Raw genomic sequence first — 20601 nt, forward strand, 5'->3', positions numbered from 1 at the left:
GCGAACTTGCCCACCTCCGGGGTAGGGGTGGAGCGCGTGTCTCCCGCCGTCCCGGTATGGCCGGCACACCGCCCGGAACCGGGCGTGGCAGACTGCTGCTCGTGATGCTCTACGACTGCCGGTCGCCCGTTGACCGGGACCGCGGCATCGCGGCAGCCATCAAGGCGGTCCGCGACGGCGAGTTGGTCGTCCTGCCGACCGACACGGTCTACGGGATCGGGGCGGACGCGTTCGCTCCGCACGCGGTCAAGGCCCTGCTCGACGCCAAGGGCGGTCAGCCGGTGCCGCCACCGGTGCTGATCGGTTCCCGGCACACCCTGGACGGGCTGGTCTTCTCGTTGCCCAGCGCGGCCCGGGACCTGGTGGCGGCCTTCTGGCCGGGTGCGCTGACCATCGTGGTCGAGCACTCGCCGAGTCTGCGCTGGGATCTGGGGGAGACCGCGGGACGGGTCGCGGTGCGGATGCCGTTGCATCCGGTCGCGCTGGAGGTCCTCCGGGAGACCGGCCCGATGGCGGTGGCGTCGGCGAATACGGCTGGGCTGCCCGCGGCGACCACCGCGGAGGCGGCCCGTGGACAGCTCGCCTATTCGGTGCGCACGTATCTGGAGGCGGGGCCGGCGGTGGATCCGGTGCCGAGCACGATCGTGGACCTGACCGGGCCGGTGCCCCAGCTGCTCCGGGCCGGTGCGATCGAGCTGGACCGGCTGCGGGATGTGGTGCCGGAAATCGACTCAAGCCGGGTGGCCTGAGTGCCGCCGTTTACCGTTCTCCACGTCTGTATGGGCAATATCTGTCGCTCGCCGATGGCGGAGCGGCTGTTGGTCCTGGCTGTCCGGGAGCAGCTGGCCCGGCGCGGCGATGCCGTACCGGGGCTCGCCGACGAGCTGCTGCTCAGTCACAGCGCCGGCACCGGCGGCTGGCACGCCGGTGAGGAGATGAACCCGCCGGCGGCCCGACAGGTGACCGGGCGGGGTGGTGGCGCCGACGGTTTCGCGGCCCGCAAGCTGCGTTCGGAGCACATCGACGGCGCTGACCTGGTACTCACCGCGACCGCCGACCAGCAGGAGTTCGTGTCGGTGTTGCGGCCGGGTGCGGTTTCCCGCACCTTCGTGCTGGGTGAGTTCGGCCGTCTGCTGCAGGCGGTGGACCTAGCGGGTCTGCCGGCGGCCGGAGCGACCCCGGCTGCGGTCTACGCGCGAGGCGTGGCGCTGGTCGAGGCGATCGACGCCGTTCGGGCTGGGGCCGAGCCGCTGCCCGCGGATGACCTTGACGACCCGTGGGGCCGGGGCGACCAGTGTTTCGGCCGGGTCGCGGACGAGGTGGAGGCGACGGTACGTCCGTTGACGGCGGCGTTGTTGCCGTAACCCACCCGGGTTACCCGCCGACGAACGAGACGGACAAGAGGCGCATTCGGGTCATTCTGGACGGGTCCTGCCGGCTCCTGCGGGGAGAGCTGATGACCCGGGCACACCTGACCAAGCTGATGACCGTCCTGCTCGCCGGCCTACTGGCCGGTCTCGGGCTCGCGGTGGCGGCCCTGCCCGCCGCCCTGGTGTACGGGGTCGGCCTCTCGGCGCTCGCCGCGCCCTACACCGAGCTGCCGAACACCCTGCGGACGCCGCCCACCCCCCAACGGTCCAACCTGTACGCCAACGACGGCAGTACGTTGATCACGTCCTTCTACCAGGAGGACCGGGTGGATGTGCCGCTGCACGAGGTGGCCCCGGTGATGCGTCAGGCGATCCTCGCCGCCGAGGATGCCCGCTTCTACCAGCACCGGGGGGTGGACCTGCGCGGCGTCGTCCGGGCGTTCACCGCCAACCAGCGTGGCGGGGTGGTCCAGCAGGGGGCGTCCACCCTGACCATGCAGTACGTCCGCAACGTGTTGTCCAGCGACCCCCGTCTCACCGAGGAGCAGCGCCGGGCCGCCACCGAGGTCACCCCCGCGCGCAAGGTGCAGGAGGTGCGGTACGCGCTGGCGCTGGAGCGGGAGCTGGGCAAGGACGAGATCCTCGCCCGGTACCTCAACATCGCGTACTTCGGCGCCGGCGCGTACGGGGTGGCGGCAGCGAGTAAGCGCTACTTCACCAAGTCCCCGGCGGACCTGAACCTGGCCGAGGCGGCGTTGCTCGCCGGACTGGTCCAGTCCCCGCACACCGACGACCCGCTCAACGGGGATGCCGATGCCGCGTTGGAACGCCGGGCGTACGTGCTGGACCAGATGGTCGAGGCCGGTCAGCTCGCGGCGGAGGAGGCGGCCCGGGTGGCGGCCGAACCACTGCGGCTGCGCCCCACCGAGACGCCGAATGACTGCGCGGCGGTGCCGGCGGAGCAGAACGACTGGGGTTTCTTCTGCGACTGGTTCACCCGCTGGTGGAACTCGCAGGAGGCGTTCGGCTCGACGGTTGACGAGCGGCAGCTCGCCCTGCGTCGGGGCGGATACCAGATTGTGGCGTCCCTGGACCCGACGGTGCAGCAGGCCGCGGTCGAGCAGGTGCGGCGGATCTACTCGGCGGAGCACCCGCACGCGCTGCCGACCGCGGTGGTGCAGCCCGGCACCGGGCGGGTGCTCGCGATGGCGGTCAACCGTACCTACGGCGTGGCGCCGAACCCGGCAGGGTGGAAGAACCGCCCGAACACGGTCAACCAACTGGTCGCGGGCGGCGGCGCGATCCAGGGCTACCAGGGCGGAAGCACATTCAAGTTGTTCACCGTGCTCGCCGCGGTGGAGGCGGGATTGCCGTTGAGTACCGTGTTTGACGCGCCCGACCGGATCGTCACCAGTTTCCCGGTCAGCGGTCCGGTGAGCTGCGACGGGAAGTGGTGCCCTCGCAACGCCAGCCCACTGGTCCGGGGCGAGCACACCATGTGGAGCGCGTTCGGCAAGTCGGTCAACACGTACTTCGCCTGGTTGACCGAGCAGGCCGGCGCGGACCGGGTGGTGGAGATGGCCGAGCGGCTGGGCATCGAGTTCCGGGCGCCCAGCGACGAGCAGCTGGCCCGGCACGGTGCTCGGGCATGGGGCCCGTTCACGCTGGGGGTCTCGGCCACGACCCCGTTGGATCTGGCGAACGCGTACGCCACCATCGCGGCCGAGGGCCGGTGGTGCGCGCCGCTACCGGTGGTGCGGATCACCGATGCGGCCGGGCGGCCGGTCGCGGCGGGGTCGCCGGACTGCCGGCAGGTCGTGGACCGGGACGTGGCCCGGGCGGCGGTGGATGCCGCCCGCTGCCCGGTCGGGGACCAGTCGATGTACCGGGGCTGTGAGGGGGGAACCGCGGAGGAGTTTCGCTCCCGGCTGGGACGACCGGTCGCCGGTAAGACCGGCAGTTCGGAGGGGTACGGCACGGAGTCCTTCGTCGCGTTCACGCCGCAGCTCGCGGTGGCGGCGATCGCCGCCAACCCGGATGAGCCACGCGATGCGGTGGGGCACGCGGTCCAGGCGCGGATGGCCGACGGGGTGGCGGAGCTGATGTCCGTCGCGCTGCGGGGGCAGCCGGTTCGGGACTTCGTCCCGCCGAGCCAGGTAACCGCCTTCGACGTGATCCAGGCCCGGACCGGGGAGTAGGAGCCCTCGCCCGGGGTGGACGTTCTTGCCCCGGTGCGGCGCGGTCTCGCCCGCGGGGCGGGAGTCGCCCGCCGGTGTGCCCCGTCGCACCGGCGCACCTGGCGTCGCGCGGCCGCCGGCGCGGGGAGCAATAGACTGTGGTGCTGTGAGCACCGAGACGACGCCGACCGCCCGGGGGCGGGACGACGACCAGCCGCGGCGGACCGAGCCGGCCGCGGGCGAGCCGGGCGCGATTCGCGCGCGGCTGCCGTACCTGCGGCTGCCCCTGGCCGCGTGCGCCCTCCTCGCGGTCGCCGCGGTACCGGTCGCGGCGGCCGTCCGGGGTGCTACCTCCGCGGTCGCGGTGGCGGCGGGGATCGCGCTCGTTGTCGTGAGCTATCTGGTCTCCGGTCTCTCGGTGGCCTGGGCGGACGCGGTCAGCCCGCAGCTGATCATGTCGGTTGGGCTGGTCACCTACGTCACGAAGATCGTGGTGCTGGGCGTGGCGATGGCGGCGGTCGCCGCGACTGGTTGGGCCGGGTTGCCGGACCTGGGGGTGGCCATCGTCGCCGCCGTGGTGGTCTGGACGGCCGCCCACCTGACCTGGGCGCTCCGCGCTCCGTTACCCACAGTCGACTCGTCGTCGCGGAGCTGAGCAGCGGTTGGCGGGCTGCAGGCGGACGGCTGGCGTCTACCCGACGTTTTGATGTCCTGTGCGGCGTGTCGGACAGGAGTAGGCTGGCCCGGATTGATGCGCCAGCCGCCGCCCGCACGCCGTCCTGCAGTGTGGGGGGTGCCGCACACTCCTGCGAATTACGGCTGCTAATGTACGCGTCGTAATGGCCGACAACCCAGACCGCGAACCGTCCGACGCGCACTCGTCGGAGGGTGTGGCGGGTGCCGTGCTTGGCTATCTCCTCGCCGGCATTCTGGTCTGGGGATTTCTCGGCTGGTTGGCGGAGGGCTTCCTCGGCGTGCCGGCCGGCGTGGGGATCGCCGTCGGCATGATGCTCGGCGCAGCCGCAGCGATCTACCTGATCATGAAGAGGCTCGGTGCCTGAGTGTCGGCATGCGCCGGTCTGTCGAGTGTGGAGGATGACACGGTGAGCGGACAGCTGGTCGTCGCCCAGGACCTTCCCTGGCCCCCCAGCGTCAATGACTTCTACCCGCCAGCGGTGGCTGGACCGTGGGTCACGAAGTTCACCCTCATGGTCTGGCTGGCCGTCGGGCTGGTGATCATCTTCTACATGGCCGCCTACCGGAACCCGAAGCTGGTCCCCAGCAAGGGGCAGTGGCTGGCCGAGTCGGCCTACGGGCTGGTGCGGGACAACATCGTCCGGGAGCAGATGGGTAATGCCGGTATCCGGTTCGCCCCCTACTTCACGGTGCTCTTCAGCTTTATTCTGGTCACCAACATCTTCAGCATCCTTCCCGGGCTGCAGATCTCGCCGAACGCGCACATCGCCTTCCCGATCGTGCTCTCGGCGATCTCCTACGTGCTCTACCTCGCGGTCGGGGTCCGCAAGCACGGTCTCGTCAAGTACCTCAAGATGAGCCTGATCCTGCCGGGCGTGCCGTGGCCGATGCACTTCCTGCTGATCCCGATCGAGTTCCTGCAGAACTTCGTGGTGCGGCCGGTTACCCTGGCCCTCCGGCTCTTCGCCAACATGTTCGCCGGTCACCTGCTCCTGCTGGTCTTCACCGTGGGTGGCTTCGTGATGCTCTCCGCGGACAACCTCTTCGTTCAGGTGACCTCGGTCTTCTCCTTCGCGATGGCGATCGTGATGGCCTTCTTCGAGGCGCTGGTGGCCGTGCTGCAGGCGTACGTCTTCGTCACGCTGTCCGCCAACTACGTCGGCACCTCGCTGGCCGAGGAGCACTGAGATCCCGCTCGGCGGGCTGCCCGGCCCGACCAAGCTTCTGGTACAAACCCCGAACGCGTGAGCCCTCACGTGTGAGCTAGGAGGAATACCCGCAATGGACGTTCTCGCCGCCCTGGAAGGCAACCTCAACACCGTCGGCTATGGCCTCGCCGCCATCGGCCCCGGTATCGGTGTTGCACTGGTCTTCGCGGCCTACATCCAGGCCAGCGCCCGCCAGCCGGAGTCCGCTGGCTTCAACCGCACCTGGCTGGTCCTGGGCTTCGCCCTGGTCGAGGCGCTCGCCCTCTTCGGCCTGGTGCTCGCCTTCGCCCTGAGCTGACGAGTACCCTTCCCCGACCCGGAGGTCTGACATGTATCTCGCCGCCGAAGGTGGGCACAATCCGATCCTGCCGATCTGGCAAGAGCTTGTCGTCGGGACCATCGCCTTCGCCTTACTCGTCTTCGTGCTGCTGAAGTTCGTCATGCCGCGCATGGAGACGATGTACCAGGCGCGGGTGGACGCGATCGAGGGCGGCCTCAAGCGCGCCGAGGTTGCTCAGGCCGAGGCCAACCAGCTGCTCGAGCAGTACCGGGCCCAGCTGGCCGAGGTGCGCACCGAGGCGGCCCGGATCCGGGACGACGCCCGGGCCGACGCGGAGGGCATCCGGCAGGACATCCTCGCCAAGGCACGGGAGGAGTCCGACCGGATCATCGCCGCGGGCAAGGAGCAGCTCGTCGCCGAGCGGACCACGATCGTGCGCGAGCTGCGCACCGAGGTCGGCACGCTCGCGGTGGACCTGGCCAGCAAGATCGTTGGCGAGTCGCTCGCCGACGAGGCGCGCCGCGCCGGCACCGTCGACCGGTTCCTGGACGGTCTCGAGAGCGCGGGGGCCCGCTGATGCAGGCCGCCACCAGCCGGGAGTCGTACAAGATCGCGGCCGACCGCCTCGACGCGTACGTCCGGGGCGCGGAGTCTTCGGCGGTGGCCGCCACCGCCGAGGACCTTCTCTCCGTCGCCGACCTGCTCCGGCGCGAGCCGCGGCTGCGTCGGGCCCTCGTTGACCCGGCCCGCTCCGGTGCGGACCGGGCCGACCTGCTCGCCGGAATCCTCGGCGGGAAGGTCGGCGGGGACGCGCTCGACCTACTGACCACGTTGGTCTCCCACCGCTGGTCGGCCCCGTCGGAACTGCTCGACGGCGCCGAGCGGCTCGGGGTGGCCGCGCTACTGGCCGCCGCCGACAAGGCGGGCGACCTCGGTGAGGTCGAGGACGAGCTGTTCCGTTTCGGTCAGGTCGTGGCCGGCCAGTCCGCGCTCTCCAACGTGCTGTCGGACCCGGCGGCCCCGGCCGCGCAGCGGGCCACCCTCGCCGGTGAGCTACTCGCCGACAAGGCCCGCCCGGTCACCGTCCGGCTGGTCGAGGTGGCGCTCGGCGGGTTCGGCGGGCGCTCCTTCGTCGGGGCGCTCACCCGGCTGGTCGAGCTCGCCGCCGACCAGCGGGACCGACAGGTGGCGTACGTGACCGTCGCGGCCCCGTTGGGTGCGGAGGAGGAGCAGCGCCTGGTCGCCCGCCTCTCCGCCATCTACGGTCGCGAGGTGACCGTCAAGCAGTCGGTCAACCCCGAGGTCCTCGGTGGGGTCAGCGTCCAGGTCGGCTCCGACCTGTACGACGGCACCGTCCTGCGTCGCCTCAACGAATCCCGTAACGCGCTCGCTAAGCGCTGAGCCGGAAACTGCCGCGCCAGCGCCTGACCAGACGTCATTCGGACCGGTCGGTACTAGGTATCCCGGGCCCCTGATACTTAAGGAAGCAGAGGATGGCCGAGCTGACCATCTCGACGGAGGAGATCCGCGGCGCGCTGGAGCGCTACGTCTCCTCCTACCGCGCCGACGTGTCCCGCGAGGAGGTCGGCACCGTCGCTGACGCCGGCGACGGCATCGCCCACGTCGAGGGCCTGCCCTCGACCATGACCAACGAGCTGCTCGAGTTCGAAGACGGCACGATCGGGGTGGCGCTGAACCTCGACGTCCGGGAGATCGGTGTCGTCGTCCTCGGCGACTTCGCCGGCATCGAGGAGGGGCAGCGGGTCAAGCGCACTGGCCGGGTGCTCTCGGCGCCGGTCGGCGACGCCTTCCTCGGCCGCGTGGTCAACGCGCTCGGCGAGCCGATCGACGGCCTCGGCGACATCCCGAACGAGGGCTACCGGGAGCTGGAGCTCCAGGCCCCGAACGTGATGTCCCGGAAGTCGGTCGACGAGCCGCTGCAGACCGGCATCAAGGCCATCGACGCGATGACGCCGATCGGCCGGGGCCAGCGCCAGCTGATCATCGGTGACCGGAAGACCGGTAAGACCACCGTGGCCCTGGACACCATCCTCAACCAGCGGGACAACTGGCGCTCCGGCGACCCGAAGAAGCAGGTCCGCTGCATCTACGTCGCCGTCGGCCAGAAGGCCTCCACGATCGCCTCGATCAAGGGCGTGCTGGAGGAGGCGGGCGCGATGGAGTACACCACCATCGTGGCCTCCCCGGCGTCCGACCCGGCCGGCTTCAAGTACCTCGCCCCGTACACCGGCTCGTCGATCGGGCAGCACTGGATGTACGGCGGCAAGCACGTCCTGATCGTCTTCGACGACCTGAGCAAGCAGGCCGAGGCGTACCGGGCCGTGTCGCTGCTGCTGCGTCGCCCGCCGGGCCGCGAGGCGTACCCGGGTGACGTCTTCTACCTGCACTCCCGGCTGCTGGAGCGCTGCGCGAAGCTCTCCGACGAGATGGGCGGCGGCTCGATGACCGGTCTGCCGATCATCGAGACCAAGGCGAACGACATCTCGGCGTTCATCCCGACCAACGTCATCTCCATCACCGACGGCCAGATCTTCCTGGAGACCGACCTGTTCAACCAGGGCGTCCGGCCGGCGATCAACGTCGGCACCTCGGTCTCCCGGGTCGGCGGTGCCGCGCAGGTGAAGCCGATGAAGAAGGTCTCCGGCTCGCTGCGGTTGAACCTGGCCCAGTACCGTGAGTTGGAGGCGTTCGCCGCCTTCGCCTCGGACCTGGACAAGGCCTCCCGGGCCCAGCTGGAGCGGGGTTCCCGCCTGGTGGAGCTGCTCAAGCAGTCGAACTACACGCCCTTCCCGGTGCAGGATCAGGTCGTCCTGGTCTGGGCCGGGGTCGAGGGCAAGCTGGACGACATCCCGGTCGGCGAGATCGGCCGCTTCGAGTCCGAGTTCCTGCAGTACCTGCGGCACCGGCACGAGGGGATCCTCGCGCAGATCGCGGGCGGCACCTGGGGCGACGACGTCATCGCCTCCCTGGACGCGGCGATCAGCGACTTCAAGAAGCTCTTCCTGGGCAAGGAGGACGAGCGGCGGATCAACGAGCCGGCCGCCGAGCCGCTGGCCGGCGAGGAGGACCGGGAGACGGTTACCCGGTTCCAGGACGAGCCGACCGACCGTCCGGCTGGAAGCTGACCGATGGCCGCCCAGGTACGCGTACTCCGCCAACGCATCCGCGCGGCGAAGTCGATGAAGAAGATCACCAAGGCGATGGAGCTCGTCGCGACGAGCCGGATCGCCAAGGCCCAGGAGCAGGTGGCGGCCTCCCTGCCCTACTCCCGGGCCATCACCGAGGTGCTCACGGCGCTGGCGTCCAACACGCGGATCGACCATCCGCTACTCACTCCCCGGGAGCGGGTGCGGCGGGCCGGTGTGCTGCTGGTCACCAGTGACCGGGGCCTGGCCGGCGGCTACAGCTCCAACGCCATCAAGACGGCGGAGTCGCTGCTCGCCCGGCTGCGCGCCGACGGCAAGGAGCCCTCGCTCTACGTCATCGGCCGCAAGGGCGTGCAGTACTACCGGTTCCGCAACCGGCCGATGACGGCGTGCTGGACCGGCTTCTCGGAGCAGCCGACCTTCGCCGACGCCCGGGAGGTGGGTGAGACGCTGATCAAGGCGTTCACCGCCGGTGTGGACGACGGCGACGGGGATCCGGGGCCGGACGGGGTTCTCGGTGTGGACGAGCTACACATCGTCTCCACCGAGTTCAAGTCCCTGATGACCCAGGTGCCGGTACCGCGGATCCTCGGACCGATGCAGATCGAGGACCGGCCCCGTTCCGAAGGCATTCTGCCGGCCTACGAATTCGAGCCGGAGGCGGAGGCGCTCCTCGACGCGCTGCTGCCGAAGTACATCAACACGCGGATCTACGCGGCGTTGGTCGAGTCGGCGGCGAGCGAGTCGGCGTCGCGGCGGCGGGCGATGAAGAGCGCCACCGACAACGCCGAAGAGATGATCGAGAAGTACACCCGCGAGATGAACTCGGCCCGCCAGGCCGGGATCACCCAGGAGATCAGCGAGATCGTCGGCGGCGCGAACGCGCTGGCCGCGTCGGGAAGTGAAGTGTGATGACTGTTTCCGCTACTGCTGATGGGCCGGCCGGCACCAACGCGGCCACCGGTCGCGTGGTCCGGGTCATCGGCCCGGTCGTCGACGCCGAGTTCCCGCGCGACGCGATGCCGGACCTGTTCAACGCCATGCACGTTGACGTGACCCTCTCCGGCGGCGAGAAGACGCTGACCCTGGAGGTCGCCCAGCACCTGGGGGACAACCTGGTCCGTGCGATCTCCATGCAGCCGACCGACGGCCTGGTCCGCGGGGTGGAGGTGCGGGACACCGGTTCGCCGATTACGGTGCCCGTGGGTGACACGGTCAAGGGCCACGTGTTCAACGCGATCGGCGAGTGCCTCAACCTGGAGCCGGGTGAGACGCTCAGTCCGGACGACCACTGGCAGATCCACCGCAAGGCCCCGGCCTTCGCGGACCTGGAGCCGAAGACGGAGATGCTGGAGACCGGCATCAAGGTCATCGATCTGCTCGCCCCGTACGTCAAGGGCGGCAAGATCGGTCTGTTCGGTGGCGCCGGCGTGGGCAAGACGGTGCTGATCCAGGAGATGATCACCCGGGTCGCCCGGAACTTCGGTGGTACCTCGGTCTTCGCCGGGGTGGGTGAGCGCACCCGCGAGGGTAACGACCTGATCGCCGAGATGACCGAGTCCGGCGTGATCGACAAGACCGCGCTGGTCTACGGCCAGATGGACGAGCCGCCGGGCACCCGCCTCCGCGTCGCCCTCTCCGCGCTGACCATGGCGGAGTACTTCCGGGACGTGCAGAAGCAGGAGGTGTTGCTCTTCATCGACAACATCTTCCGGTTCACCCAGGCCGGCTCCGAGGTCTCCACGCTGCTCGGCCGGATGCCGAGCGCCGTGGGCTACCAGCCGACGCTCGCCGACGAGATGGGCGAGCTCCAGGAGCGGATCACCTCGGTCCGGGGTCAGGCGATCACGTCGCTGCAGGCGATCTACGTGCCTGCTGACGACTACACCGACCCGGCGCCGGCCACCACCTTCGCCCACCTGGACGCGACCACGAACCTGGAGCGTTCGATCTCCGACAAGGGCATCTACCCGGCGGTGGACCCGCTGGCGTCCTCGTCCCGGATCCTCGCCCCGGAGTTCGTCGGCCAGGAGCACTTCACGGTGGCCACCGAGGTGAAGCGGATCCTGCAGCGGTACAAGGACCTGCAGGACATCATCGCGATCCTGGGTATTGAGGAACTCTCCGAGGAGGACAAGCTCACGGTCGGCCGGGCGCGTCGGATCGAGCGCTTCCTGTCGCAGAACACCTACGCCGCTGAGCAGTTCACCGGCATGAAGGGCTCGACGGTCCCGATCAAGGAGACCATCGAGGCGTTCAAGAAGATCAGTGAGGGTGAGTACGACCACTTCCCCGAGCAGGCATTCTTCATGTGCGGTGGCCTGGAAGACCTGGAGAACAAGGCCAAGGAGCTGATGGCGGAGGGCTGATTGCCCCCGCTGCGGCTACCGCCGCAGCCTGCGCGAGCAGCGACGAAAGGCCGCTCTGGTGGACGCCGGGGCGGCCTTTCGGTGCATCCGTTGCCGCCTTTGTGGTCGCGGGCTTCGCATCGACGGTGGGTGATCTTGATGTGTGGCGCGGTACCGTTCACGCGCGTCGCGCTGACCGTGCGCGCATTCGTGCAATCATTCGCTGACGTGCGCCCGTCCCGACAGACGTTGACGAACGGAGATGATCGTGGGTAAGGCCGGCAAAGGCGGTAAGAAGCCGTCGGTGTGGGCGGGCGTGCCGCGGTGGGCCCAGGTGTGCACCGTCTTCGGCGCTGTCTTGATGTTCGTCAGTGGCGTGGCACTGGTCGGTGTCGAGGCGCTGGTGGCACGGTACGAGGGTGCGGTGGGCAAGGCGGACCTGTTCGGGGACCAGGCGGCGGGAGCCAATGAGCGCACGAGCGACATCAAGGGCCCGCTCAACATCCTGCTCGTCGGCGTTGACCCGCGCAAAGAGGAGCAGCTACCGCTGGCTGACTCGATCATGGTGCTGCACGTGCCGGAAGAGCTCGACCAGGCATACCTCTTCTCGATGCCCCGGGATCTCTACGTCGAGATTCCCGCTTTCGACAAGGCCGGATTCCGCGGCGGTACGGACAAGCTCAACGCGGCGATGTCTTACGGAAGCCGGATGCAGGGGGAGAATCCCAGCACGGCGCAGGGCTTCGAACTGCTCGCCAAGACGGTCCAGTCGATCACCGGCATCCAGCGGTTCGACGCCGGAGCGATCATCAACTTCGGTGGCTTCATCAAGATTGTGGATGCGATGGGCGGCGTCACCATGGACATCGAGCGTGAGGTGCGCTCGGAGCATCGCCATCCCGACGGCACGCACCGGGAACTGCGCCCCGGCGGTGGGGGATACCTCGGTGAGCAGGCGGTCTACCCGGAGGGGGAGCAGCTCCTCGAGGGTTGGCAGGCGCTGGACTACGTCCGTCAGCGCTACCCCAAGAACGGTGTGCCAGACGGTGATTATGGCCGCCAGCGGCACCAGCAACAGTTCGTCAAGGCCATGGCGAGCCAGGCCCTCAGCGCTGATGTGGTGACCAACCCGATCAAGCTGGACTCGGTGCTTCGGGCGGCTGGTGAGTCACTGGTCTTCAACGGTCGGGGGCACAGCGTGATCGACTTTGGCCTCACCCTGAAGGACCTCCGGCCGAGCAACATTCAGATGATCAAATTGCCGGGCGGTGGCATCATGGATGGCGGGCAATACCGCGGTGAGCGCTTCGAGCCGGCCGTTCAGGATTTCTTCCAGGCGCTGCAGGACGAGCAGCTCGACGCGTTCCTGCTGGAGCACCCGGACTTCCAGAACAAGATCTGACGCTGACCGCATCGGGCCAAATCCGAACCCCGAGTGGCGTACGTCTCGCCACCCGCGTTACCGGCCCCCCGATGGCGAGACTAGAATTTCGGCAACCCGCCGCCGCAGCAAGGAGACAGCGTGGCACAGCAGCTTCACGTCGAGCTCGTAGCCGTCGAGGAGACGGTATGGTCCGGCGAGGCCGAGATGGTCATGGCCCGGACGACCGAGGGTGAGCTTGGTGTGATGCCGGGGCATGCTCCCCTGCTCGGCCAGCTCGCGGAGTCCGGCCAGGTTCGGATCAAGGTCCCCGGAGGCGACCAGCTCTCCTACGAGGTGGCTGGCGGTTTTCTCTCCGTGAGCGACAAGGGCGTCACCGTCCTGGCCGAGAGCGCCAGCCCGGTCCGGGCCGCGCAGGGTAGCTGAGCGCCACCCGGCGATGGAGATCGTCGAAGGGGTCGGGATCGGCATCGCCGTTGTCGTCGGCGCGCTCCTGATTCTCTTCGTCCGGCGGGCGTTGGTGACCCGCAGCGGGGGAATTATCCGGCTCAGCGTCCGGACCTCCGCGATGCTCGATGGCCGGGGTTGGGCCCCCGGCTTCGGCCGTTTTGTGGGGGACGAGCTTCGCCTCTACCGGATGTTCAGTCTCGCCCTCCGTCCCCGGCGGACGCTCTCCCGGAAGGGCCTCGCGGTGGAACGCCGTCGGCTGCCGGAAGGGCAGGAGCGGTTTTCGATGCCCGCCGATTGGATCATCCTCCGCTGCACCAGCCGCCGCGCCCCGGTCGAGATCGCTATGGCGCGCTCGACCGTCACTGGGTTTCTTTCCTGGCTTGAGGCCGCTCCTCCGGGAGCGGCCTCGCCGAATCTAACTGCCCAGGACTGGCCAGCGGCCTAGCGCGCCGCCCGCCGAGCGGCACCAGAAACCCGCCGAGCGGCACCAGAAACCCGCCGAGCGGCACGGGGGGAACCCCGGTCGAACAATCCTGCTGTTTTCCCCGTCGAGCTGCTGCCCTTGGGCGCGGATGGTATCCGGCAGGTCGGGTATGCAGACCGCGGTGCGGTGCGGTGCGCCGGCTCCCACACCGGCGCGTCGGACGGTTTCGGTCAGTGCTTACCGCCGGGTACCCATAGCACATCTCCGGCCGGATTTGCCGTCCTTGACAGGATAAAGAGTAGATCGGAGAGCCGGTTGAGATACTTTGCCGGGAGCGTGCTGGTTCGGTCGGGGTCCTGGGTGATCAGGGCCCAAGCCGCACGCTCGGCGCGCCGGGCTACCGTCCGCGCAACATGCAGTAGCGCCGCGCCAGCGGTGCCGCCGGGGAGGGTGAAGGAGTCGAGCTTGCTCAGGCGTGCGTTGTATTCGTCGCACCAGGCCTCAAGGCGCTCGACGTACGCCTCGGTGACCCGCAGCGGCGGGTACTTCGGGTTCGGCTCGACCGGCGTCGCCAGGTCGGCCCCCACGTCGAACAAGTCGTTCTGGATAGCTCCAAGGATCGTGCGCAGCTCTTCGTTGAGTTGCCCGAGGGCGAGCGCCACGCCAATCGCCGCGTTGCACTCGTCCACGTCCGCGTACGCGGCGATCCGCGAGTCGGTCTTCGGAACCTGCTCGTTGTTGCTCAGCCTGGTCGTGCCGGCGTCGCCGGCCTTGGTGTAGATGCGCGTGAGGTGGACGGCCATGACGCACAGCCTACGGACACCGGATCTGATGATCCCGGACCGGCCGGACCCCGCCTGGCTGACCGGCCCGGGTGCTGCCGGCGGTGCGCCGGTTGACGATGCTATTCGGGTGCGGGGTGGCATCCAGATGGCCGGCACGGTGCATGTGGTGGGCGCCAAGAACTCAGCCTTGAAGCTCATGGCGGCCGCGCTGCTGGCGCCGGGCCGGAGTGTCATCACCAACGTCCCACGGATCACCGATATCGCAATCATGGGAGAGGTGCTGCGTGGGCTCGGCTGCGGGGTTCGGTTCGACGAGGACGATCCGGTGGACCCGATGGTGGCATACGGTGGGGTTCCCCGCTCCCGGTCGGTGATCATTGACGTGCCGGAGCGCCCCGACATCGACGCGGACTGCGATCTGGTTCGTCGGCTGCGCGCGTCGATCTGCGTCCTCGGTCCGCTGCTGGCGCGTCGGGGAGCTGTCCGGGTGGCCCAACCGGGGGGCGACGCGATCGGCTCGCGCGGGTTGGACATGCATATCTCCGGGCTCACCCGAATGGGCGCCGAGATCTCTGGGGAGCGCGGCTGCGTGGTCGCCACGGCTCCGCGTGGGCTGCGCGGCACCGAGATCGTGTTGGACTTCCCGAGTGTTGGCGCCACCGAGAACCTGGTGATGGCGGCGGTGCTCGCCCAGGGCACCACGGTCATTGACAACGCCGCCCGGGAACCCGAGATTGTGGACATCTGCACCATGCTCGAACGGATGGGTGCGCTCATCGACGGTGCCGGCACCTCGACGTTGACCGTCGTCGGCGTGCCGGGGCTGCATCCGGTACGGCACGCCACCGTGGGGGACCGGATCGTCGCGGGTACGTGGGCGTTCGGCGCGGCGATGACCCGGGGTGATGTGACGGTGACCGGCGCCTCCCCGGCCTTCCTCGACATCGCCCTGGACAAGCTGGTCTCCGCCGGTGCGCTGGTGGAGACCCGGCGGGACGCCTTCCGGGTCCGGATGGAGGAACGCCCCCGTGCCGTGGATGTGGTCACCCTGCCCTACCCCGGGTTCGCCACCGACCTGCTACCCATGGCGATCGGGCTGGCGGCGGTCAGCGACGGTGCCTCCCTGATTACCGAGAACATCTTTGACGGCCGGTTCATGTTCGCCAACGAGATGATGCGACTCGGCGCGGATATTCAGACCGACGGCCACCATGCCGTGGTCCGGGGGCGACAGCGACTCTCCGGGGGGCTGGTCCGGGCAACCGACATCCGGGCCGGAGCGGGCCTCCTGATCGCCGGGCTCTGCACCGACGGGGTCACCGAGGTCTCCCAGGTGCACCATGTGGACCGGGGCTACCCGGACTTCGTGGCGGACCTGCGGGCCCTCGGCGTCGAGGTGGAGCGGGGCGGCGCTGCCGACGGGGGTCTCTCGCTCGGACGGTGAGGGTGCCACGGTGGGCCTTGCGGGCCCGCAGCCGACCGCCGCCCTGCCCTTAAGCTGCGTTCAGGTCTGCCGGTTAGGGTGCAGGCAGACACCAATCGCAGTGAGGGAGTAAGCAGATGGCGGGTCGACTCGCAGTTGTCGGTGCTGGACTGATGGGCTCGGGAATCGCCCAGGTCGCGGCGCAGGCGGGCTGGCAGGTGACGCTGCGGGATCTGGACGACACGGCCACGAAGCGGGGCCTGGCGGGCATCCAGCGGTCGCTGGAGAAGTTCGCCGAGAAGGGGAAGATCTCGTCGGCCGACGCCGAGGCGGCACTCGGCCGGATCACTCCCACCACCGACCTGGCGGCGGCCGCCGACGCGGACATCGTCGTCGAGGCGGTCTTTGAGAAGCTTGAGCTCAAGCACGAGGTCTTCCGCGCGCTGGACAAGATCTGCAAGGCGGATGCGGTGCTCGCCACCAACACCTCGGCGATCCCGGTCACCCAGATCGCCACCGCCACCGAACGCCCCGAGTCGGTGGTCGGCACCCACTTCTTCTCGCCGGTGCCGATGATGAAGCTGTGCGAGTTGGTCCGTGGCTACAAGACCAGCGACGCCACCATCGACACGGCGAAGGCGTTCGCCGAGGAGATCGGCAAGACGGTCGTGGTCGTCAACCGGGACACCGCCGGCTTCGTGACCACCCGGCTGATCTGCGCGTTGGCGATGGAGGCGGTCAGCCTGGTCGAATCCGGCGTGATCTCCGCCGAGGATCTGGACAATGCCTGCAAGCTGGGCTTCGGCCACGCCATGGGCCCGTTGGCGACGGTGGACCTGACCGGGGTGGATGTGCTGCTCAACGCCACCCGCAACATCTACACCGACACCGCCGACGAGAAGTTCTTCCCCCCGGAGCTGCTCCAGCGGATGGCCACCGCCGGTGACCTGGGCCGCAAGACGGGCCAGGGCTTCTACTCGTACGGCTAGCCCCGGGCCGACCGGCTGGGCGGGCCCCTTCTGGACAGCGGTCCGAAGGGGCCCGCCGCTCCCGTCCGTTGATCCGGGCTCGCCCTCAGCCGTCGCGGCGGGTGGTCCAGCGGAAGGTGCCGAGGCAGAGCAGTAGCCCGATCACGCACCAGGCGGCCAGCACCAGGGCGACCCGACCCAGCTCGTACGAGCCACCGGGCTCCTGCCCGGCGAAGGTGCCCGGCAGGAAGACCGAGCGGAGCCCCTGACACATCCACTTGAGCGGGAAGAGCGCGGCCACCTGCTGCATCCAGCTCGGCAACTCGGTGAAGACGAAGAACACCCCGGAGGTGAACTGGAGGACGAGGGCGACCGGGGTGACCACCGCCGAACCGCTGCGGGCCGTCCGCGCCAACGAGGAGATCGCGATGCCGCAGAGCGTGCAGGCGGTGATGCCGAGGACGGAGACCCAGCCGAAGGTCAGCCACTTCGTGGCGGTGCCGGGCAGTTGTAGGTCGAACGCGGCCACCGATACGGCGAGCAGCAGCACGGTTTCGGTGATGCCGACCACCACGACCATGATTACCTTGCCGGCGAAGTACACCCACTTCGGCATCGGTGTGCCGCGGTAGCGCTTGAGCACCCCGCGGTCTCGTTCGATCGGAATCCAGATGCCGAGGTTCTGGAAGCTCACCGTCATCAGACCGGCGGCGATCATGCCGGTGATGAAGTACTGGGGAAAGCTCACTCCGGGCGCGATCTCGCCGTCGAAGACCGCGGCGAAGATCAGGATCATGACGACCGGAAATCCCATCGTGAACACGACGGACTCCCGGCTGCGCAGGAACTGGGTGAGCTCCAGCCGGCCCTGCCGCAGCGCGAGGGCGAGTGGGCCGGGCTGTTGGCTCGCTGCCCCGGTGGCCGTGGCGGGCTTCAACGTCGTGGTCATCGGTGTCCGATCATCTGCAGGTAGATGTCCTCGAGGGTCGGCCGGGTAACCGTGAGCCCGGGCACCTCGCCGCCGAAGCGCGCGGCCAACTCCGTCACCAGCTCCGTGGGCGTCGCGCTCTCCGCGCTCTCGGTAAGCCCCTCAGGCGTACGCCAGGAGACCGTCGCGTGGGCCTGTTGCCGGTCGCCCAGGTGTTCGGGTGCAGCTACCTCGATCAGCCGGCCGCCGGCGATCACCCCCACCCGGTCCGCGAGCGCCTCCGCTTCGTCGAGATAGTGCGTGGTCAGTACGATCGTCGTGCCGGCCGCCGCCAGATCCCGAATCAGCTGCCAGAACTCGCGCCGTGCCTCGGGGTCGAAACCGGTGGTCGGTTCGTCGAGGAAGAGCAGCTCGGGCCGGCCGATGATGCCGAGCGCCACGTCCAGGCGGCGCTTCTGTCCGCCGGAGAGGGTGTGGGTGCGGGCCCGGGCCTTGCCCGCCAGCCCGACCCGGGCGATCACCTTCTCCGGATCGTCGGCGTCGGCGTAGAAGCCGGCGAAGTGGTGGACCAGCTCGGAGACGTTGAGCTCGTCGAACTCGCCGACGCCCTGCAGGACGATGCCGATCCGGTTGCGCCAGTCCGCGGCGGGGGCCGTCGGGTCGCTGCCGAGCACCGAGACCTCGCCGGCGTCGCGCCGCCGGTAGCCCTCCAAGATCTCCACGGTGGTCGTCTTGCCGGCGCCGTTCGGGCCGAGGAGGGCGAACACCTCACCCCGGCGGACCTCCAGGTCCACCCCGGCCACGGCCACGTTCTTCCCGTACGCCTTGCGTAGCCCCCGCGCGACGATCGCGAGCTCGTTGTCCATGCAACAAGTGTGCTGCCCCCGCGCAACCGGACGCGCTCCGGGGTGTGGTGGTCGCTGTGGAATTTTCCACAGCGCGCTCTACCCGTCAGTAACTTAGACTCCCGCCATGGACGAGAAGGCCCCCCCAGGTCGGCTGCCCGAGCGGGACCGTCCGTGGGTGATGCGAACCTACGCCGGGCACAGCTCGGCCGCCGCGAGCAACGCGCTCTTCCGCCGCAACCTGGCGAAGGGGCAGACCGGGCTGTCGGTCGCCTTCGACCTGCCCACCCAGACCGGGTACGACCCCGATCACGAGCTCGCCGCCGGGGAGGTCGGCCGGGTCGGGGTGCCGGTGGCGCACCTCGGTGACCTGCGGGCTCTCTTCCAGGGCCTTCCCCTGGAAGAGATGAACACCTCGATGACCATCAACGCGCCGGCGATGTGGCTGCTCGGCCTCTACCGCACCGTCGCGGCCGAGCAGGGGGCGCAACTCGACCGCTGCGCCGGCACGACCCAGAACGACATCATCAAGGAGTACCTGTCCCGCGGGACCTACATCTTCCCGCCGGCAGCGTCCCTGCGGCTGACTGCCGACCTCATCGCGTACACGCTCGAGGAGATGCCCCGGTGGAATCCGGTCAACATCTGCTCGTACCACCTCCAGGAGGCCGGCGCCACCCCGGTCCAGGAGGTCGGCTTCGCGCTCGCCACCGCGGTCGCCGTCCTCGACGCCGTCCGGGACTCCGGGCAGGTGCCGGCCGAGCGGATGGGAGATGTGGTCCAGCGGATCAGCTTCTTCGTCAACGCCGGCGTGCGCTTCGTCGAGGAGATCGCCAAGATGCGGGCCTTCGGTGCGCTCTGGGACGAGATCACCCGCGACCGGTACGGCGTGGCGAACCCGAAGCAGCGCCGGTTTCGCTACGGCGTCCAGGTCAACTCCCTGGGGCTGACCGAGGCGCAACCGGAGAACAACATCCAACGCATCGTGCTGGAGATGCTCGGCGTGACCCTCTCCCGGAGTGCCCGGGCCCGGGCGGTGCAGCTCCCCGCCTGGAACGAGGCCCTTGGCCTGCCCCGACCGTGGGACCAGCAGTGGTCGCTGCGGATGCAGCAGGTGCTCGCGTACGAGTCGGACCTGCTGGAGTACCCCGACCTGTTCGACGGTTCACACCTGATGACGGCGCTGGTTGACGAGATCGTGTCCGGAGCCCGGGTCGAGTTGGAGAAGGTGCTGGAGCTGGGGGGCGTGGTCGCCGCGGTCGAGACCGGCTACCTGAAGAGCGCCCTGGTCGCCTCGCTCGCCGACCGGCGACGCCGGATGGAGGCCGGCACCGATGTGGTGGTCGGCGTCAACCGGTTCACCGAGACCGAGCCCTCCCCGTTGACCGCGGCCGGCGCCGCCGCGATCGAACAGGTCGACCCGGCGGTGGAGGTAGCCGCCACGATGGCCGTACGCCACTGGCGGGCCAGCCGGGACGCGGTAGCCGTGGACGCGGCGCTCGCCCGGCTCCGCGCGGACGCCGCGTCCACCACGAACCTGATGTCGGCCACGCTCGACTGCGTACGCGCCGGGGTGACCACCGGTGAGTGGGCGGGCGCGCTGCGGGAGATCTTCGGGGAGTACCGGGCCCCCACCGGCCTGTCCGGGGCGGTCGGTTCCGGCGTGGACGGCCAGCTGTCGGCGGTCCGGGCCCGGGTCACCGCCACCGCCCGGCAACTGGGCAGTGGACGGCTGCGGCTGCTGGTCGGCAAGCCCGGTCTGGACGGGCACTCCAACGGTGCCGAGCAGATCGCGGTCCGGGCCCGGGACGCCGGATTCGAGGTGGTCTATCAAGGCATTCGGCTGACCGCTGGGCAGATCGTGGCCGCCGCCGTGGAGGAGGACGTCGACCTGGTCGGCCTCTCGGTTCTCTCCGGCTCGCACCTGGCGGCGGTGCCGGCCGTCCTGGCGGGGCTGCGCGCCGCCGGGCGGGGGGATCTGCCCGTCGTGGTCGGCGGCATCATCCCGGAGGCGGACACGCAGACTCTTCGGGATGCCGGGGTTGCCCGGGTCTTCACGCCGAAGGATTTCGCGCTCACCGGGGTGATCAACGAGTTGGTGACCGTGGTCCGCCACGCCAACGGCCTGCCGGAGCAGTAGTTCCGTTACCC

21 protein-coding genes are annotated in these 20601 nt (G+C 69.5%); 18 read left to right on the forward strand and 3 right to left on the reverse strand.

The genetic code is table 11. From position 1 onward, the window contains the following. The first annotated feature begins 104 nt into the window (after window positions 1-104). The 15 genes from T398_RS20850 (at window position 105) to T398_RS20920 (ending at window position 13522) form a co-directional block, all read left to right on the forward strand. Window positions 105-749 (forward strand): L-threonylcarbamoyladenylate synthase, encoded by a 645-nt coding sequence (locus T398_RS20850; RefSeq protein WP_496449334.1) that lies wholly within the window; start codon window positions 105-107, stop codon window positions 747-749. Continuing rightward, window positions 750-1364, forward strand: coding sequence for an arsenate reductase/protein-tyrosine-phosphatase family protein (locus T398_RS20855; protein ID WP_496449277.1), 615 nt, complete (start codon window positions 750-752; stop codon window positions 1362-1364). A gap of 92 nt (window positions 1365-1456) precedes the next feature. Beyond that, on the forward strand, window positions 1457-3568 hold the full coding sequence (locus T398_RS20860; protein WP_496449279.1) for a transglycosylase domain-containing protein: 2112 nt from the start codon (window positions 1457-1459) through the stop codon (window positions 3566-3568). 145 nt (window positions 3569-3713) lie between these two features. After that, complete coding sequence (locus T398_RS20865) at window positions 3714-4202, forward strand: hypothetical protein (RefSeq protein ID WP_496449280.1); 489 nt, start codon at window positions 3714-3716, stop codon at window positions 4200-4202. Between the two features lie 184 nt (window positions 4203-4386). Then, window positions 4387-4608, forward strand: a complete 222-nt coding sequence (locus tag T398_RS20870) for an MATE family efflux transporter (protein WP_018216786.1) — start codon at window positions 4387-4389, stop codon at window positions 4606-4608. After that, window positions 4609-5430, forward strand: a complete 822-nt coding sequence (gene atpB / locus T398_RS20875; RefSeq protein ID WP_496449282.1) for a F0F1 ATP synthase subunit A — start codon at window positions 4609-4611, stop codon at window positions 5428-5430. Between the two features lie 94 nt (window positions 5431-5524). Further along, window positions 5525-5749 carry an ATP synthase F0 subunit C gene (gene atpE / locus T398_RS20880; RefSeq protein ID WP_018216784.1) on the forward strand — a complete coding sequence of 75 codons (225 nt, stop codon included), beginning with the start codon at window positions 5525-5527 and terminating at the stop codon, window positions 5747-5749. 31 nt (window positions 5750-5780) lie between these two features. Continuing rightward, window positions 5781-6308 carry a F0F1 ATP synthase subunit B gene (locus T398_RS20885; protein WP_496449284.1) on the forward strand — a complete coding sequence of 176 codons (528 nt, stop codon included), beginning with the start codon at window positions 5781-5783 and terminating at the stop codon, window positions 6306-6308. Beyond that, window positions 6308-7132: a F0F1 ATP synthase subunit delta gene (locus tag T398_RS20890; RefSeq protein WP_496449286.1), complete on the forward strand. Its 825-nt coding sequence runs from the start codon at window positions 6308-6310 to the stop codon at window positions 7130-7132. Before T398_RS20885 ends, T398_RS20890 begins: the two co-directional genes overlap by 1 nt. A gap of 92 nt (window positions 7133-7224) precedes the next feature. Further along, window positions 7225-8877 (forward strand): F0F1 ATP synthase subunit alpha, encoded by a 1653-nt coding sequence (gene atpA / locus T398_RS20895; protein ID WP_496449288.1) that lies wholly within the window; start codon window positions 7225-7227, stop codon window positions 8875-8877. Between the two features lie 3 nt (window positions 8878-8880). Further along, window positions 8881-9810 carry a F0F1 ATP synthase subunit gamma gene (locus T398_RS20900; protein ID WP_496449289.1) on the forward strand — a complete coding sequence of 310 codons (930 nt, stop codon included), beginning with the start codon at window positions 8881-8883 and terminating at the stop codon, window positions 9808-9810. Further along, entirely contained in the window at window positions 9810-11267 is a 1458-nt protein-coding gene (gene atpD, locus T398_RS20905; protein ID WP_496449291.1) for a F0F1 ATP synthase subunit beta, read from the forward strand. Before T398_RS20900 ends, atpD begins: the two co-directional genes overlap by 1 nt. A 241-nt stretch (window positions 11268-11508) precedes the next feature. Continuing rightward, window positions 11509-12648 (forward strand): LCP family protein, encoded by a 1140-nt coding sequence (locus T398_RS20910; RefSeq protein ID WP_496449292.1) that lies wholly within the window; start codon window positions 11509-11511, stop codon window positions 12646-12648. Between the two features lie 120 nt (window positions 12649-12768). Next, window positions 12769-13053, forward strand: a complete 285-nt coding sequence (locus tag T398_RS20915; protein WP_018728374.1) for a F0F1 ATP synthase subunit epsilon — start codon at window positions 12769-12771, stop codon at window positions 13051-13053. Window positions 13054-13066: 13 nt separating this feature from the next. Continuing rightward, window positions 13067-13522 carry a DUF2550 domain-containing protein gene (locus T398_RS20920; protein WP_496449293.1) on the forward strand — a complete coding sequence of 152 codons (456 nt, stop codon included), beginning with the start codon at window positions 13067-13069 and terminating at the stop codon, window positions 13520-13522. A gap of 209 nt (window positions 13523-13731) precedes the next feature. Here the strand turns inward: T398_RS20920 and T398_RS20925 are convergent, their stop codons facing one another. Next, window positions 13732-14304, reverse strand: a complete 573-nt coding sequence (locus tag T398_RS20925; RefSeq protein ID WP_496449294.1) for a cob(I)yrinic acid a,c-diamide adenosyltransferase — start codon at window positions 14302-14304, stop codon at window positions 13732-13734. On the opposite strand from T398_RS20925, the gene murA reads away from it, so the two are divergent. Then, the gene (gene murA / locus T398_RS20930) at window positions 14303-15730 is read left to right on the forward strand and encodes a UDP-N-acetylglucosamine 1-carboxyvinyltransferase (RefSeq protein WP_496449296.1); all 1428 of its coding nucleotides are present in this window, start codon (window positions 14303-14305) and stop codon (window positions 15728-15730) included. The two genes, T398_RS20925 and murA, sit on opposite strands and share 2 nt — an antisense overlap. A gap of 116 nt (window positions 15731-15846) precedes the next feature. Beyond that, window positions 15847-16698 carry a 3-hydroxyacyl-CoA dehydrogenase family protein gene (locus tag T398_RS20935; protein WP_496449298.1) on the forward strand — a complete coding sequence of 284 codons (852 nt, stop codon included), beginning with the start codon at window positions 15847-15849 and terminating at the stop codon, window positions 16696-16698. Window positions 16699-16783: 85 nt separating this feature from the next. Here the strand turns inward: T398_RS20935 and T398_RS20940 are convergent, their stop codons facing one another. After that, the gene (locus T398_RS20940; RefSeq protein ID WP_496449300.1) at window positions 16784-17626 is read right to left on the reverse strand and encodes an ABC transporter permease; all 843 of its coding nucleotides are present in this window, start codon (window positions 17624-17626) and stop codon (window positions 16784-16786) included. Next, window positions 17623-18471 (reverse strand): ABC transporter ATP-binding protein, encoded by an 849-nt coding sequence (locus tag T398_RS20945; protein WP_496449302.1) that lies wholly within the window; start codon window positions 18469-18471, stop codon window positions 17623-17625. Before T398_RS20945 ends, T398_RS20940 begins: the two co-directional genes overlap by 4 nt. A 106-nt stretch (window positions 18472-18577) precedes the next feature. Here T398_RS20945 and T398_RS20950 point away from each other — a divergent pair, with 106 nt between their 5' ends. Beyond that, complete coding sequence (locus T398_RS20950) at window positions 18578-20590, forward strand: protein meaA (protein ID WP_496449304.1); 2013 nt, start codon at window positions 18578-18580, stop codon at window positions 20588-20590. The last annotated feature ends 11 nt before the right edge of the window (window positions 20591-20601 follow it).

The sequence above is a fragment of the Salinispora goodfellowii genome (genome assembly GCF_059570675.1).